We start from the raw sequence: 15811 nt of genomic DNA on the forward strand, positions 1-15811 counted from the left end.
AAATCTAAAGTATATCAGTTCAATAAATTAGTTAGCTAAACTGTTATAGGCTGATAAGGGATAATAGTGATGTATATTATTTACTCATCCGCAGAAATCAACCCTTGAGTGTCGATTTCTGCGGATGAGTATAAATAATAGCGGTTTTTATCGTTTTGCATTGCTTTAAACGGTCAAAACAATTTTCCCGATATGTGTACTGCCTTCCATCAACTCATGCGCTTTCGATGCTTCTTCCAGTGGGAATGTCTGGCAGATTTGCGGCTTCATATTGCCCTTACCCAGTAAAGGCCAGACTTGCTTTTGCAGTTCTTGGGCGATCAGTGCTTTTTCTGCAACGCTACGAGAGCGCAATGTGGAGCCGGTGTGTGTCAGGCATTTTAGCAACATTAACATCAGGTTAAGATCTTTAGCATTACCATTTTGTGTACCAATTTGAACAATACGCCCATTCATGGCCGCAGCTTCATAATTGCGCCCGACATACTCTCCAGCAATTAAATCAACAATAACATCAGCCCCTTTGCCGGCAGTAGCGCGTTTAGTTTCAGTGACAAAATCTTGGGTGTGGTAGTTAATAGCAACATCTGCCCCTAACTTCAGGCACGCTTGACGTTTTTCCTCTGAACCCACAGTGACAATCACTGTCTGTGCGCCAAATGCTTTGCTCAGTAATATTGCGGTGGTCCCAATACCCGAAGATCCGCCGTGAATTAAGACTGTTTCACCGGCGCTAAAATGGCCTCGTTGGAATAGGTTGGTCCATACGGTAAAGAATGTTTCAGGTAACGCCGCTGCTTCAATATCAGTAAGGGGGGAGGGAATAGGTAAGGCATTGGTTTCATGTATGACACAGTATTGCGCATAACCCCCACCAGCTATCAGCCCACAGACTCTGTCTCCGATCTTAAAACGGCTAACATCAGCCGCAATGGCGACCACTTCGCCGGCAACTTCTAATCCAGGAATATCTGAGGCTCCCGGCGGCGGCGCATACTGACCACGACGTTGCATCACATCAGGGCGGTTAACACCTGCGGCTGAAACTTTAACTAATATTTCGCCCGCAGCAGGCATCGGTGTTGGACGCTGTACGGCCGCTAAGACTTCTGGTCCACCAGACTGAGTGATTTCAATTGCGACCATATTCGCCGGGAGGTGCGTTAACGATGTCATAATATTCCTCTTGTCGCCTAAAAGTGGTAAGTCCGATGCTATGCCAGTGACTACGAGACTATCTTAGTCTGGTAATGGAAATAATTCATGACGAGAATGTGCTTAAGTGATGACAAAAATAAGCGTCAGAAAACATCAGTGAAGTAGAAAACAAAAAAAAGCGCCCAACAGAGTGGGCGCACAAATTTGCAAAGGAGTCGTGCATGTATGGCTTACTTGCAGGGCTACAATCAAGACTAAGAGATGTTTGGAACACTTTGATTGTATGAACATTACTTTTCTTACGCTATAGGTATAAATCTGAAATTGTGGACCAGGATAACCCGCGGCGTACGGTGACGAGATAGCCACCGTACGCCGCGCTAAGCCTAACCCTAACCCTTATAGTGCCAGCAGACCTGATAGTGATAGCTTTCATTCGTCAGCAAGTGATCAGCGTGAACACTAGGGCTCCATGAGTCGTCACCACCGACCCCCATATGAAAACCATCGATATTCAACCAGGTACCTTGCTCTGGTTTTAGTAAGTGCTGGTGGCTGGTTGTCATCAGTTGCTGCGTGCTGTAACGGCTGATACCAAAATGGAACCGACCGGTTAATTGCCAGTTTCCGTAACGCATAGAGTGGGTATTACAGCGTAAGCCATTTTCACTCGGGAAAATGTAGGGTGTGTGCATCTGCTCAAGCGGCTGTGACCACTGACCATATTGTGCTGAAAGCTGTCGGTCAGGATAGTTTTCATGTGGCCCTAACCCTTGCCAGTCAACATATGGAGCGAGATCTGATAGTTGGCAGCACATACCGATTCTGGCCGGAGGGGGAAGTGATGTTGCCACTTCAACCTGAACATCAATGGTCATACGGCCTTGCTGATCAAAACGGTATAACCAATGTGAATGCAATAGCACTTCATTGGCAAACTCATAGCTGTAGTCGGCACAGATTTGTATTGAGTGGGAGAGGCTATCAGCGTGTAATGATAGACAACGTTGTTCCAACTGATACATTCCCGCCTTTTTCCAGCGTTCAACCCAGGCGTTGGGGTCGATACGGGTTGCTTCGCTAATACCGATATCGTTATCCAGTGGCGCACGAACAAATTGATCACGCAGCGGGCTAAGTAACACCGGTAATTCACCCACCCACCATTGTTCCAGCAAGCCAGTCTGACGATTGAACTGCCAACGCTGTTGCTGGTGAGTCACCATAATCGAGTGCGCATCTTGAATGAGCTGAAGCTCGCTTGGCTCGGTACTATTTAGCTCAGTGCTATTTGGCACAGAGCGGCGGGGTATAGATAGCGCCCGAGGTAAACGCCATTGATGCCAGGCGCTGCGATGGTTACTGGCTGCCCAAGGTGTTTCTGTTCTCAGCCTGACGTCGACGTTTAACCATAAATGGCCGGGTTTATCTGTCAGGGGTAATTGCTCTGCCAGCCTGTAGTGCTGCGTAGCCTCAGGAGATAAATCAAGAGAAAAGTCACCTTCCTGTATCAATTCGCCGTCTAATTCAATTCGCCAATAGAGCTGTTCATTATCACTGTGTCTGAACAGATATTCACTGGTGACACTTATCACCAGTGGCGTGGTGCTCAGTAATGAAAATTGGAAAAACTGCTGCGCGCATTGTGCTTCGTACAAGCTGGGATGAGGGCTGCGGTCAGGGAAAACTAACCCGTTCATACAAAATTGACGGTCATTGGGGCTATCACCAAAATCACCACCATAAGCCCAGTAAGGTTCACCATTCTCATCATCGCGGACAAGGCTTTGATCTACCCAATCCCAAATAAAACCACCCTGTAACCGAGGATATTGGCGGAATGCCTGCCAGTAACGGGCAAACCCACCAAAGCTATTACCCATTGCATGAGCGTATTCACACAGAATCAATGGGCGAGATTCATCAGGCAAACCAATCCATTTCTTGATTGCCCACTTTGGTACCGCTGGGAAAGGTTGGTCCTCATCCACGCGAGCATACATTGGGCATACAATATCGGTCGCGAGCGTATTTGCGCCGCCGCCTTCGTATTGTACCGGACGTGTCGGGTCATTGGTTTTAATCCAGCGATAGAGGGCATCATGGGTTGCGCCATGGCCAGATTCGTTGCCCAAAGACCAAATAATGATACAGGGGTGATTACGGTCACGCTGAACCATGCGCGTAACCCGTTCGCTGAAAGCAGAGAACCACTGAGGATCGTCCGCGAGACGCCCCATCGGTTGCATACCGTGTGTTTCAATATTGGCTTCGTCCACAACATACAGACCATAGCGATCACACAGGCGGTACCACAATGGATGGTTTGGATAGTGTGAGCAGCGCACGGCATTAAAGTTATGCTGTTTCATCAGAATGATGTCTTGCCGCATGCTCTCTTCATCTATGGTCTGACCGGTTTGCGGATGATGCTCATGACGGTTCACCCCCCGAATCAATACCGCTTTACCATTAACCTTAAGCAGACCCTGGTGGATGGCAACTTGTCGAAAACCGACATCATAGGCTTCCGACTCAATCAATTCTTGCTGCTGCGTGAGCAGCGAAATCACGGCGCGATACAGCGTGGGTTGTTCTGCACTCCATAAAGAGGGGGATTCCACCCGCAGCTTAAGATGGGTGCGATCAGTGTATTGCCCACGTTCATCAATGGCTTGGGTACCTAGCGGTTGCTGCAAACTGCTAATTAACTTATCTGCCAGCCACAATTGTACGCGGACTTGGTAAGCCCCAGTTATCTGTGGATCGTTGATGCTGAGTGGAGGAATATTTATCGCTGCCATTACCTCTAAATTGGCAGAGCTGAACTCCAGGGACAAATGTGTGGCGATATGGATATCCCGCAAATGGATCGCTGGTTTGTGAAGCAAACTGACATCACGGAAAATACCGCTCATGCGCCACATATCCTGATCTTCCAGATAACTGCCATCACTCCAACGTAAAACCAGAACGGCGATACGGTTATCACCTGCCTGTAAGTAAGGAGTGAGATCGAACTCAGCAGGCAGGCGACTGTCTTGGGAATAACCCACCCATTTTCCGTTACACCACAGATAAAATGCGGAACTGACACCATCAAAAATAATGCGTGTTTGGCCTGATGAGAGCCAATCTGGCTCTAAAACGAAATTACGCGAATAACAACCGGTCGGGTTCTGTTGTGGTACTCGCGGCGGGTTGACCGGAATAGGGTATTGGACGTTAGTGTAAATCGGGGTGTCGTAACCATGGCGTTGCCAGTTGGCGGGGACTGGCAGTAATCTCGCTCCCGATAAATCGTGCTCAACCCACTCATCTGGTACTCTTTCTGGCTGGTCAAAATAGCTGAATGACCATTGTCCGTTGAGTAAACACCGTTGTGGCGAAGGGGTATCATTTTTTGCGCTGTCGCTATCACGCCAACTGTAAAAGGGAGGATGTGCTTCAAGGCGGTGATACTGCGTCACCTGCGGGTTCTCCCAATCTCTGCGTGACAAAATCTGCGATAGGGGCGGTTGAACCTGCTGTTGAACCTTCTGCTGTGACGTCATGATATCAGCCTCATTTCTGCGATGTGCGTGGATACTTTTTGTGCTGGTAAGTGATCAAAGGGTAAAAATGTTATGCGCTCACAATTGTGTTGGGATAAAGATGAATTCAACGACAGATAAAGTAAATAGTGGTTGGATAAATAGTCGAGAGTGATCGCATTTATTCGTTTTTAAGGATAGAGCGCTTAAAGCGTGCTGTTGTTTGGCGTATTGTCAGTTCAGTGGCTAACAAGAGAGACGCAGAAGGTAACTCAATTGAGTGATGCAGCCTGACAATCAGGCGGGAAACGCTCTCTGCCCCTAATTGCTTGAAGTCCTGCCTGACAGTCGTCAGTGGCGGTTGGAAATAGGCACTGTCTGCGGTGTCATCGTAACCAATGACCGAGACGTGCTCAGGGACATTGATATTATGCTCATGCAGAGCGCGTAATACACCAAGAGCCATTTGATCGTTAGCGACCAAAATGGCGCTAAAAGGGATGTTGCTGGTAATAAGTTGCAGTGTGGTCTGATAGCCGCTTTTGGCATTCCACTCACCGTGATAGACCGCCTGCGGTGTTAACGAGGCATCATTGAGTACCTGTAACCAGCCCTGATAACGTAACTGGGCTGAAATGGCATTTTTGGGCCCACAGATAAGGGCAATCTGCTGGTGGCCTAAGCTAATTAGGTGTTCAGCCCCCTGAACAGCCCCGACTTTGGCGTCAAACAGAACACTGAAGGCGGTGGATTGTGGATCAACATCCAGGAACAGCACTGGAGTATCAGCACACTGCTGGACAATTTTCTCGCAGCCTTTGGGCTTCAGCGGAATATTCACTAAGATCCCGTCCACCCGTTGGGCTAATAGCTCATTTATGGCTTGCTGGCAGGCTGGGCCAGTTTGATCATCAACCATGGCAATCACTATTGCGTATCCCAACTCGCGGGCTTTGCTTTTTATCGCTGCAGCTATTTGAGAAGGGGCATGCAACGCGAGATCTGTCGTTGCCAGCCCAAGCGTAAGGCTATGTTTCCCCGCTAATTGCTGTGCTACGCGGTTAGGAACATAGTTTAAGTCAGCCATGGCCTGTTCGACCTTGCTGCGGGTTTTTGGCGAGACATGAAGGGCCTGGTTTAAAACACGTGATACGGTTTGATATGACACTCCCGCCTGACGTGCAACATCATCTAAGGTGACAGACTTCGGCCTCATGCGTTCTTCTCAGGGATAGGTGGCTGCATATTATAGCAAACTCATGAGATAAACTTTCAGTCCCCATCGGAAAACATGACGTAAAACAGCCCATTTAATACATTTTGCTCTTTTTATTATCGCCAGCGTTTGGGCAGCAGTAGTTTAGTAACAATAAATTTTATGATTATTCTGCGTAAAAGTGGGCATCAAGAGTATAATTAATAGCTTTTTTGGTTTTATTTTAGCCATGCAAACAAGAATCTGTAGTTTGCCCGCTAAAAAGAGTTGCTATTAAAAGCCGGTCATGAGTTAATGCGTCTCGGCCTGTGGTACAGACCTATTTATGCACGACATCTTGAGTAAAGTGGTTCATATTTAAAGCGTTATCGTTGATAGCTCTTCACTGACGAATTTCCTTCATAGTGCCTCCATAAGTAACGACTGATAACCGGCTATAACACGCCCATGGTGGCAAATTTTTTTAATAAAGGAAATACACATGTCTAACATGATGAAAGGTCAAGTAAAGTGGTTCAACGAGTCTAAAGGCTTCGGTTTCATCACTCCAGCTGATGGCAGCAAAGACGTGTTCGTTCACTTCTCTGCAATCCAAGATCAAGGCTTCAAGACCCTGGCTGAAGGCCAGAATGTACAGTTCTCTATCGAGAACGGTGCTAAAGGTCCGTCTGCAGCAAACGTAACTGCAATCTAATTGGCCTTTGGCTGATTATAAAAAAACCCGCTAAGGCGGGTTTTTTACTTTCTGGCATCCGGCAAGATCCTCTGCTTTATCCCCTCGATTCTGATTAACTCAGCTTCTCTTACTCAGTAAGCCAATACTGTTCTACCCTCGAATATATTCACCAAAAGCATACCGTTGTTTATACGTAAACCTTATCATTCTCACCTTATTCTGTACTACACTAACAGCATTGATTTAATTGAAGGTAATATCATGAAAGTGAATGATCGGGTGACAGTAAAAACCGATGGCGGCCCACGGCGTGAGGGGGTTGTGTTAGAGGTTGAGCAGTTTAGTGAGGGCATTATGTATCTGGTTTCGTTGGAAGATTACCCCGCAGGTGTCTGGTTCTTTAACGAGATTGATAGCCATGATGGCACCTTTGTCGAGCCGCTTCACCCGTAACATTGGTGTTCTGTCTGTTGTGCTGCAAGCGGCGCAATAAAAAACCGGAGGAAGGTGAGTACACCTTGCCTCCGGTTTTGCTATCTAAATATCGTCACTATAGTTTGGTTGAACGATTTCGGTGTTAACTCAGAACGTTTCCCAGTTTAGTGAGTCGTCACCGGACTTCTTATTCCCGACCGCGCTCTTCTGTTTGGTGGACATAGGTGCTGGAGTATTCAGTGACGGGGCAGGGTTGCCGCCTTTTAAATGGAATACTGCAACGGCTTGAGTCAAGATTTCAGCTTGTTGTTCCAACGAGGCCGCCGCCGCTGACGCTTCCTGAACTAAAGAGGCATTCTGTTGCGTGACATTGTCCATTTCTGAAACTGCCTGGGCAACCTGACTAATACCACGACTCTGCTCATCAGAAGCAGAGGCAATTTCACCCATAATATCAGTTACATGACTAACGGCTGTCACGATCTCATTCATCGCTTTACCGGCATCGGACACCAGGATGGATCCATCACCAATCAGGTCAACCGAGGCCTCAATCAACGATTCTATCTCTTTGGCAGCATCGGCACTGCGCTGGGCCAGATTACGGACTTCACTGGCCACTACAGCAAAACCACGGCCTTGTTCGCCCGCTCGGGCAGCTTCAACCGCAGCATTCAGAGCCAGAATATTCGTTTGGAACGCGATACTATTAATTACATTGGTAATTTCAGCAATTTTCATTGAACTGAGGGATATCTTATCCATCGTGCTAACAACATCATTAACGATATCGCCACCCTGAGCAGCTTTACCTGAGGCGTTGGCTGCGAGCTGGCTCGCATGATGGGCATTCTCCGCATTTTGTTTCACGGTTGCGGTCAGTTGCTCCATGCTGGCGGCGGTCTGTTCAAGTGATGCGGCTTGTTGCTCGGTACGTGCCGAAAGGTCGGTATTACCCAGTGCAATTTCACTCGATCCCTGGTAAATAGATTCAGCACTGCTGCGCACAGCTTCCACAGTTAGGGATAACGAATCCTGCATTTGTTGGATATTGTTACCCAGCACACCAATTTCATTGCGGCCAAATGAGACCGAACTTTGTGTCAAATCCCCCTGAGCAATACGCTGAATACGTGCTACCAGCCAATTAATCGGCTTGATGATGACTTTGCTGATCACTAAAAAAGCAATTAATGTCAGTAAGATGGCCAGAATAAAAGCGCCTCCCATCAGCATATAACCAAGACGGGCTTGTTGTTGGGCGGTCTGATTAATCTGGTTAGCCCGTTCGGTGCGATACTTAACTGCTTTCAGCAGTGGTTCATTATAAGCATCATCCAACTGATTAAGTTTTTCAGCTTCGAGGGAAATAACTTCTTCAAAATGACCTTCTTTCGTCGCGTCGAGCATGAGTTTCATCCCCTCGTCGCGATACTGTTCATAGGCTTTTTTCAATGGTGCATCTAATGCGCTATCCGTTTCGGATTTAACCGGACGGTTATAGTAGAGATTAAACATTTGCTGCGATTGAGCGATACGGCTCTCAGCGTTTTTTAGCCCCTGCTGATAACCCTCGGTATCACCGATACGTGCCGCTGATGCTGCTTGAATCAGAATAAGGCGTGCAGTACGCAGGTGGTTCGAACTGTTAGACAGACCCAGGCGGATATCTAGCTCTTGCGTCGCCTCTTCCAGTGATTGGTTACTCTGTTTTAAGAAGTAACCTGACGTCCCAATCGCCGCTGCAAATAAAAGCAGTATTCCCGCCAAGATGGCGATAAACAAAGTGACCAGACGCATATTATTAATAAACAATACTTTCGTATTTTTATTCTGTTCTGGCGCTATTTTTATATCCAATGGCTGATGCGTACTTCCACGTTTCATTGTTAGTTCCGTTTCTATAGTCGCTCGAGGAAAGGTCCTTGCCTGATGTACCCGGTATGTTTGAAGCTATAGCCTGGTTCGCTGTAACGCCGATTTACGGTGGGTACAGGCATCGCTACTTACAGTTAATCCACCCCTATATCTAAAAAAATCTCAACAGTCCTTTAAGAACCTATCGGCAACGGAGCTAAAATAGTTAGGGTTATAAATGGGATCACGATCGCAATTTGGATTAAAGATTGATGGGATTTCTGTAATTGTGTCAATGACTTGATGGTAAGGATAGGGGGATGCACTCAGTTGGCTGAGTGAGGGGGTATAGGTGTCATTGTGCGCGAGTCTTAGCGAGGGTGATTGAGTATGGGCACCGACGCGGGGAATGGCAGGTAAGAGTGTTTGAGTTGATTCTCTTATCTCTGTTTTATTCTTATATGCCCCTGACGCATGCTCAATGGCTTGAGTAGAGTATGATGTAATTAATCGATATATTATAAATATTAAGTTTATTGTTTAATTCATTGGGGCTGGTTTAGGTTTTGTTTAGAAATATAGACTTTACATAATTATCACACGCAACTATACTCTTGAAAAATTTCGGTGGAGAAAATAATGGATACGCAAAGTAGTAGTCAAATAAGCAAGGCAAGCTAACCTATCTCTCTACAGATTTGTTGCTTGCCGAAAATGGCGGGCAGCACCCTCTCTTATTTCCTGAGTTGTGCATACCCAAGTAGACCCTTATTACTTGACGTTATCGTGGCGCTGGTGGTGTTTATTCACTTGAAGCCCATGTTTTAGTCAGCGCAACGAGATTCATTCAATCGTTGTCTGGTTATAACGCCAATGAGTGTGGGTGTAATATTTCACTCGATGTTTAATCATCGAGGGTAATAATTCGGGTTTTTATTATGGTATTTAACAACCACGCACTTTTTCCTCCCGGCAGAAACACGGGCTATTGCTGATTTATACCCTCGGGTTATATATCTCAGCACAATTACCTGTGTGCTAAATAGCACATGATTATTCTACCAGTGATTAATTCATGGAGAGAATCATGGCATTAACTCCTTTTGTCGTAAATTTATTACTGGCGATGTGTTTGGGCGCATTAATTGGCGCTGAAAGACAATGGCGCCAGCGTATGGCGGGCTTACGTACTAATGCATTAGTCGCGACCGGTGCTGCAGTATTTATTCTCAGCTCTTATGCCACATCCCCTGATAGCCCTGGTCGTATCGCCGCTCAAGTTGTTTCAGGTATCGGTTTTTTGGGTGCAGGCGTCATTATGCGTGAAGGCATGAATATTCGTGGCCTGAACACCGCAGCTACACTCTGGTGCTCGGCGGGTATTGGTGTGCTTTGTGGCTTGGGACTGTATTGGAATGCAGTGGCCGCCACTGCCGTTATTCTGTGTGCCAATATATTGTTACGGGAGGCGGCGCAACGGATTAATATGCAGCCTCAGCAACAAGCTATAGACCTGGAAGTTCGTTACCGGATTCAGGTCACTTGTGGTGCGGAAGATGAGATATTGGTTCGCACCCTTATTTTACAGGCGTTAAATGGTGTGGCATTACGATTACAGTCACTTTGCAGTGCAGATATTGCCAAACCCGGTCAGTTGGAAGTGTGTGCAGAAATAATGGCGACACCCGCAGCGCAAAGAGAAATTGAAAGTATTGTTTGCCGTGTCAGTCTGGAGCGGAGCGTCAGTGCCGTCCATTGGCGTATCGCATCTGAATTACCTGCTTAATAATAAAGTAATTTACTCATTAATAAGTTGCTCAATTTTTTGCAATAAATAATTAAATACTGACCCATGTGGTAGTAAGGAGTTGTTATGGACGATCACCCCGGAGTTAACCAAATTAGTCGCTGCTAATTAAATATAAATACAAAGTTGGCAGCGCAATAATAGTTCAGCACATTTATCTCTCAATAATTGAGCAGATAAACCCTGTGCGTTTAGAATTAAAAGAGAAGCGTTATGACCCAATTCAAAAAAACAGTTACCAGCCGTAGCAGTAATAAAAAAACTTTTGCTATCGCGCAAGAAGCCAAGAATAGTTTGGATCAAACATTATCCAAGTTGAATGCTAATTTAAATGGGCTGACAGAAGAGGATGCCAGGGAGCGACTGGAATTATACGGCATTAATCAGGTAGCACATGAGAAAGCGCCCCCAGCGTTGCTTCAGTTATTGGCAGCATTTAATAATCCTTTTATTTTTGTTTTGATGGTATTGGCGGCAATCAGTTTCTTTACTGATTATTGGCTGCCATTACAACAGGGTGAGGAGACTGATCTGATAGGTGTCACTATTATTGTGACGATGGTATTGATCAGTGGTTTATTGCGTTTCTGGCAGGAGTACCGCACCAATAAAGCGGCTGAAGCCCTGAAATCGATGGTGCGAACCACCGCCACAGTATTACGCCGTAGTAGCCATAGTGCCCAACCGGCAAAACAAGAAATTGCGATTAAGCAATTAGTGCCGGGGGATATCATTCTGTTATCCGCCGGAGATATGATTCCGGCAGATTTACGGCTCATTAAATCCAGAGATTTGTTTATCAGCCAGGCGATCCTGACCGGAGAAGCTATCCCTATTGAAAAGTACGACGCAATGGGGGCCATCAGCTCAAAATCAGTAGATGCGGATGCCAATAGCGAGAGTGAATTACTTGAATTATCTAATATTTGTCTGATGGGAACTAACGTTGCCAGTGGAACGGCAATGGCTGTGGTTGTGGCTACCGGCGGGCATACTTATTTCGGGTCGCTTGCTAAGTCGATTGTTGGCACACGCGCGCAGACGGCATTTGATCGTGGCGTCAACAGTGTCAGTTGGTTATTGATTCGTTTTATGTTGGTAATGGTACCGATTGTATTGCTAATTAATGGTTTTACAAAAGGTGATTGGACTGAAGCGGCACTATTTGCATTGGCAGTTGCGGTTGGGTTAACCCCTGAAATGTTGCCAATGATTGTCAGTTCTAACCTGGCGAAAGGTGCAATTGCTATGTCACGGCGCAAAGTTGTGGTTAAGCGATTGAATGCAATACAGAACTTTGGTGCTATGGATGTGTTGTGCACAGATAAAACCGGCACATTAACCCAGGACCGCATCATTCTTGAACACCACCTGGATGCCAATGGCAGCAATGACAATAAAGTGCTGCAATTAGCATGGCTTAATAGTTTCCATCAAAGTGGTATGCGCAATCTGATGGATCAGGCGGTCATAAAATTTAGCCGCGGTAAACCTGAAATAGATGCTTTGCGCGGCTTTAACAAGGTCGATGAATTACCGTTTGATTTTATCCGTCGCCGTCTGTCAATTGTGGTAAAAGATGAGCAGCAGCACCAGCGCTTAATTTGCAAAGGTGCGGTGGAAGAGATGCTGAGTATCTGCACCCAAGTTCGCGAGGGAGATAAGATATACCCACTGGATGAAGCCCGCAGAGCTAAATTACTGGCGTTAGCCACGCAATATAATGAAGACGGTTTTCGTGTTTTGTTACTGGCAACCCGTGAGTTAGGGACTCAGCTCAGTGAATTACCGTTAAATATTAATGATGAACGTGATTTGGTTGTTCAAGGGCTACTGACTTTCCTCGATCCGCCAAAAGAGAGCGCGGAGGCTGCTATCACCGCACTGCGTGAAAATGGCGTTGCAGTAAAAGTGTTAACGGGCGATAACCCGATTATTACGGCAAAAATCTGCCGCGATGTCGGGTTGGAGCCGGGGGAACCGTTGAGTGGCCGTGATATTGAAGGTATGGATGATGAAACGTTAGCGCGTGAAGTCGAGTTGCGCACAGTGTTTACCAAACTTACCCCTTTGCAAAAATCACGGGTGCTAAAAATGCTGCAAAGCAATGGGCATACCGTTGGTTTTCTTGGCGATGGCATCAATGATGCACCGGCATTACGCGATGCTGACGTGGGGATATCGGTTGATACTGGCACTGATATCGCTAAAGAGTCGGCAGATATTATTCTGTTAGAAAAGAATCTGATGGTGCTGGAGGAGGGGGTTATTATAGGGCGTGAAACCTTCGGTAATATCATCAAATATCTGAATATGACGGCTAGCTCGAATTTCGGCAATGTGTTCTCAGTGCTGGTTGCCAGTGCATTTATTCCTTTCTTACCCATGCTTGCCATCCACCTGCTGTTACAAAACCTGATGTATGACATTTCCCAGCTCTCCCTGCCGTGGGATAAAATGGACAAAGAGTTTTTACGCAAACCGCGTAAGTGGGATGCTAAGAATATTGGCCGCTTTATGCTATGGATTGGGCCAACTTCCTCAATTTTTGATATTACGACTTATGCACTGATGTGGTTTGTTTTTGCGGCTAACAGTGTTGAGCATCAGGCTTTGTTCCAGTCCGGTTGGTTTATTGAAGGTCTGTTGTCGCAGACGTTGGTTGTCCATATGTTGCGCACACAAAAAATACCGTTTATTCAAAGTACCGCCGCCTTGCCAGTGCTATTGACCACCGGATTGATCATGGCAATAGGTATCTATATTCCGTTCTCACCATTGGGAGCATTAGTCGGATTGCAACCATTACCGTGGCAATATTTCCCTTGGTTGGCAGGTACCTTAGTCAGCTACTGTGTTGTTGCGCAAATGATGAAGCAATTTTATATTCGCCGCTTCGGCGAGTGGCTGTAATTGCTTCGATTAATGGCTAGGTTTTATATCCGGCAAGATTATTTGTTGCTATCAGGGCATTGATATAACAGTTTCCGGGGCGAGTTGGCCCCGGAATTATGTCGACTATTCATTACTGACGCGAATCACCAACTTGCCAAAATTCTTGCCTTCCAATAGGCCGATAAAGGCTTGCGGCGCATTTTCTAGTCCGTCAACCAAGTCTTCACGGAACTTGATTTTGCCCTGATCAACCCATTGGGTCATTTGCTGTAGGAAATCACCAAAATGATGGCCATAGTCATCAAAAATGATAAATCCTTGCATCCTAATCCGTTTGCGCAAAATGATGCTTTGCAACAGTGGCAAACGATCCGGGCCGTCCGGTAATTCCGTATCGTTATAGCGTGCTATCAACCCGCATACTGGAATACGGGCGCGTGGGTTCAGCAATGGCAATACCGCGTCAAATACCGCACCACCTACGTTTTCATAATAAATATCAATGCCGTCAGAACAGGCTTTCTCCAATTGTTGCGCAAAATCTGTTGCCCGGTGGTCAATACAGGCGTCGAAGCCCAATTCTTCCACCACATAGCGGCATTTCTCCGATCCTCCGGCTATCCCGATAACTTTGCATCCTTTTAGTTTACCGACTTGCCCGACAACTGAGCCCACCGCGCCACTGGCTGCGGCAACGACCAGAGTTTCGCCCGCTTTGGGCTGACCAATATCCAATAGTCCCATATAAGCCGTGAAACCAGGCATGCCCAAAACGCCCAGAGAGCGTGAAGGATGGGAGAGTTGTGGCCCCAAATTGCGGATACCAGCACCATCCGATAACGTATAGTCTTGCCAGCCACTGTTGGCCAAAACCCAATCACCCACTTGAAACTCCGGGTGATTAGAGGCTTCAACGCGTGAGACGGCCCCGCCCACCATGACGTCACCAATTTCAACCGGCGCGGCATAGGAGGGGGCGTCGCTCATACGGCCACGCATATAGGGGTCAAGCGACAAATAGCGAGTGCGAAGTAGCACCTGACCTGCTGCGGGTTGCGCAATAGGTTGAATATCTAAGGTGAAATTTTCGCTGGTTGGTGTGCCATGTGGGCGTGAAGCCAGCAGAATACGGCGGTTACTGGTTTTATCTTGAGGCATCAAATTCCCTTACTTGGACGGAGTAAAAAGGCCGGTAGTGAACATAGCGAATATTAAAAATAACGCGTGTTGAGAATAATAGTAGAACTCGGCGGGATGATTTCAGCTAATAGTGCGGCAACACAGCGAAAGGTATTACGGTTCTGACAGAACGGTTGCCGCAACGCGCAGCTGCGGGTTAATTAAAGTGGGACGATCAACACGTCGACACTACTGGTATTAATCAGCTTGGCAGCAGAACAGGAGAGTTTATTCATCAGGCTTGTACTGTGGTTACCGCAGATAACTAAATCAATATGCTGCTGTTGGCAAACGTAAGCCATGCTATCAGCGAATTGCCCGTGCACAATGGATCTATCCTCTATGGGATAATCTGCATTAATCGCTAACTCCTCCATAAATAGTTGCGCTTCTTCTTGCAACACAGAACGCAAGTCTCCCAGCATGGGGGCAGCATAACTGCTGTACATTTCTGGCTCAGTTGTCAGGGTGATTAACGAAACCCTGCCATTATAGGGCCGCACGATAGAAACGGCTTTATTAACCAATTGTTGGCTATCGGGTGAAAGGGCAACTGCGACCAGTACATTTCTGTATCCCATCATTAAGCTCCCATAAGCGCGGCTATAGATTAAAGGTTAGGGGAATACACCTTTGATAAATGGGATATCAGTCACATTTGGTTACGACCAGCCAATAATGCGAGCCGTGATAGGGCGTTAATTAAAATAGTCGCTAATAAGCAATGTTTGAAACTTATGTTTCAAACATTATTAATTACTTTCAATTACATTGTATTCACAAATTCCTTGTAAAAACGCGGATATGAACCAAAGTTAAAACTGCGGCAGAATGAAATGTGTGCAATAGCGTTGAACTGAAACATGCAGTTACCTCTGTTGCCTTTTTTAATACATGTTGTTGGGTTTTTTAACGTTAAAAGGTAAATGGGTTAATAAATGGTCGATAGGCGGTGTTTTGTGAAATCGCATAAATATTCGTTAAAACAAAATAGTTTCGGAAGGGTAGTTATAGGATAACCGAACTATAATCCTCTGCTTTAGTCCTTACTGCTG

Annotated in this window: 10 protein-coding genes; 4 read left to right on the forward strand and 6 right to left on the reverse strand. The window is 46.3% G+C overall.

The window, feature by feature from the left end:
• Positions 1-165: 165 nt before the first annotated feature.
• The 3 genes from Q2T71_RS07630 to Q2T71_RS07640 all read right to left on the reverse strand — a co-directional run bounded on the left by Q2T71_RS07630 (position 166) and on the right by Q2T71_RS07640 (position 5907).
• Positions 166-1176 carry an NAD(P)H-quinone oxidoreductase gene (locus Q2T71_RS07630; protein WP_372558652.1) on the reverse strand — a complete coding sequence of 337 codons (1011 nt, stop codon included), beginning with the start codon at positions 1174-1176 and terminating at the stop codon, positions 166-168.
• Between the two features lie 374 nt (positions 1177-1550).
• Positions 1551-4712 carry a beta-galactosidase gene (locus Q2T71_RS07635; RefSeq protein WP_372558653.1) on the reverse strand — a complete coding sequence of 1054 codons (3162 nt, stop codon included), beginning with the start codon at positions 4710-4712 and terminating at the stop codon, positions 1551-1553.
• Between the two features lie 160 nt (positions 4713-4872).
• Positions 4873-5907 carry a LacI family DNA-binding transcriptional regulator gene (locus tag Q2T71_RS07640; protein ID WP_372558654.1) on the reverse strand — a complete coding sequence of 345 codons (1035 nt, stop codon included), beginning with the start codon at positions 5905-5907 and terminating at the stop codon, positions 4873-4875.
• A 481-nt stretch (positions 5908-6388) separates the two neighbouring features.
• Between Q2T71_RS07640 and cspE the strand changes: the two genes are divergently transcribed.
• Positions 6389-6601 (forward strand): transcription antiterminator/RNA stability regulator CspE, encoded by a 213-nt coding sequence (cspE, locus tag Q2T71_RS07645; RefSeq protein WP_002210893.1) that lies wholly within the window; start codon positions 6389-6391, stop codon positions 6599-6601.
• Positions 6602-6844: 243 nt separating this feature from the next.
• On the forward strand, positions 6845-7036 hold the full coding sequence (gene dsrB, locus Q2T71_RS07650; protein WP_372558655.1) for a protein DsrB: 192 nt from the start codon (positions 6845-6847) through the stop codon (positions 7034-7036).
• A 129-nt stretch (positions 7037-7165) separates the two neighbouring features.
• Here the strand turns inward: dsrB and Q2T71_RS07655 are convergent, their stop codons facing one another.
• On the reverse strand, positions 7166-8905 hold the full coding sequence (locus Q2T71_RS07655; RefSeq protein WP_372558656.1) for a methyl-accepting chemotaxis protein: 1740 nt from the start codon (positions 8903-8905) through the stop codon (positions 7166-7168).
• Between the two features lie 1057 nt (positions 8906-9962).
• Between Q2T71_RS07655 and Q2T71_RS07660 the strand changes: the two genes are divergently transcribed.
• Both Q2T71_RS07660 and mgtA read left to right on the forward strand, forming a co-directional pair.
• On the forward strand, positions 9963-10661 hold the full coding sequence (locus tag Q2T71_RS07660; protein ID WP_193784678.1) for an MgtC family protein: 699 nt from the start codon (positions 9963-9965) through the stop codon (positions 10659-10661).
• A 234-nt stretch (positions 10662-10895) separates the two neighbouring features.
• Positions 10896-13595, forward strand: coding sequence for a magnesium-translocating P-type ATPase (gene mgtA, locus Q2T71_RS07665; protein ID WP_372558657.1), 2700 nt, complete (start codon positions 10896-10898; stop codon positions 13593-13595).
• Between the two features lie 105 nt (positions 13596-13700).
• Here mgtA and Q2T71_RS07670 read toward each other — a convergent pair whose 3' ends face one another.
• Both Q2T71_RS07670 and uspC read right to left on the reverse strand, forming a co-directional pair.
• Positions 13701-14735, reverse strand: coding sequence for an NADP-dependent oxidoreductase (locus Q2T71_RS07670; RefSeq protein WP_083159177.1), 1035 nt, complete (start codon positions 14733-14735; stop codon positions 13701-13703).
• A 182-nt stretch (positions 14736-14917) separates the two neighbouring features.
• Positions 14918-15337, reverse strand: coding sequence for a universal stress protein UspC (gene uspC, locus Q2T71_RS07675; RefSeq protein WP_083163715.1), 420 nt, complete (start codon positions 15335-15337; stop codon positions 14918-14920).
• Positions 15338-15811 lie beyond the last annotated feature (474 nt).

Source organism: Yersinia sp. 1652 StPb PI (assembly GCF_041538345.1).
Lineage (GTDB): Bacteria > Pseudomonadota > Gammaproteobacteria > Enterobacterales > Enterobacteriaceae > Yersinia > Yersinia enterocolitica_E.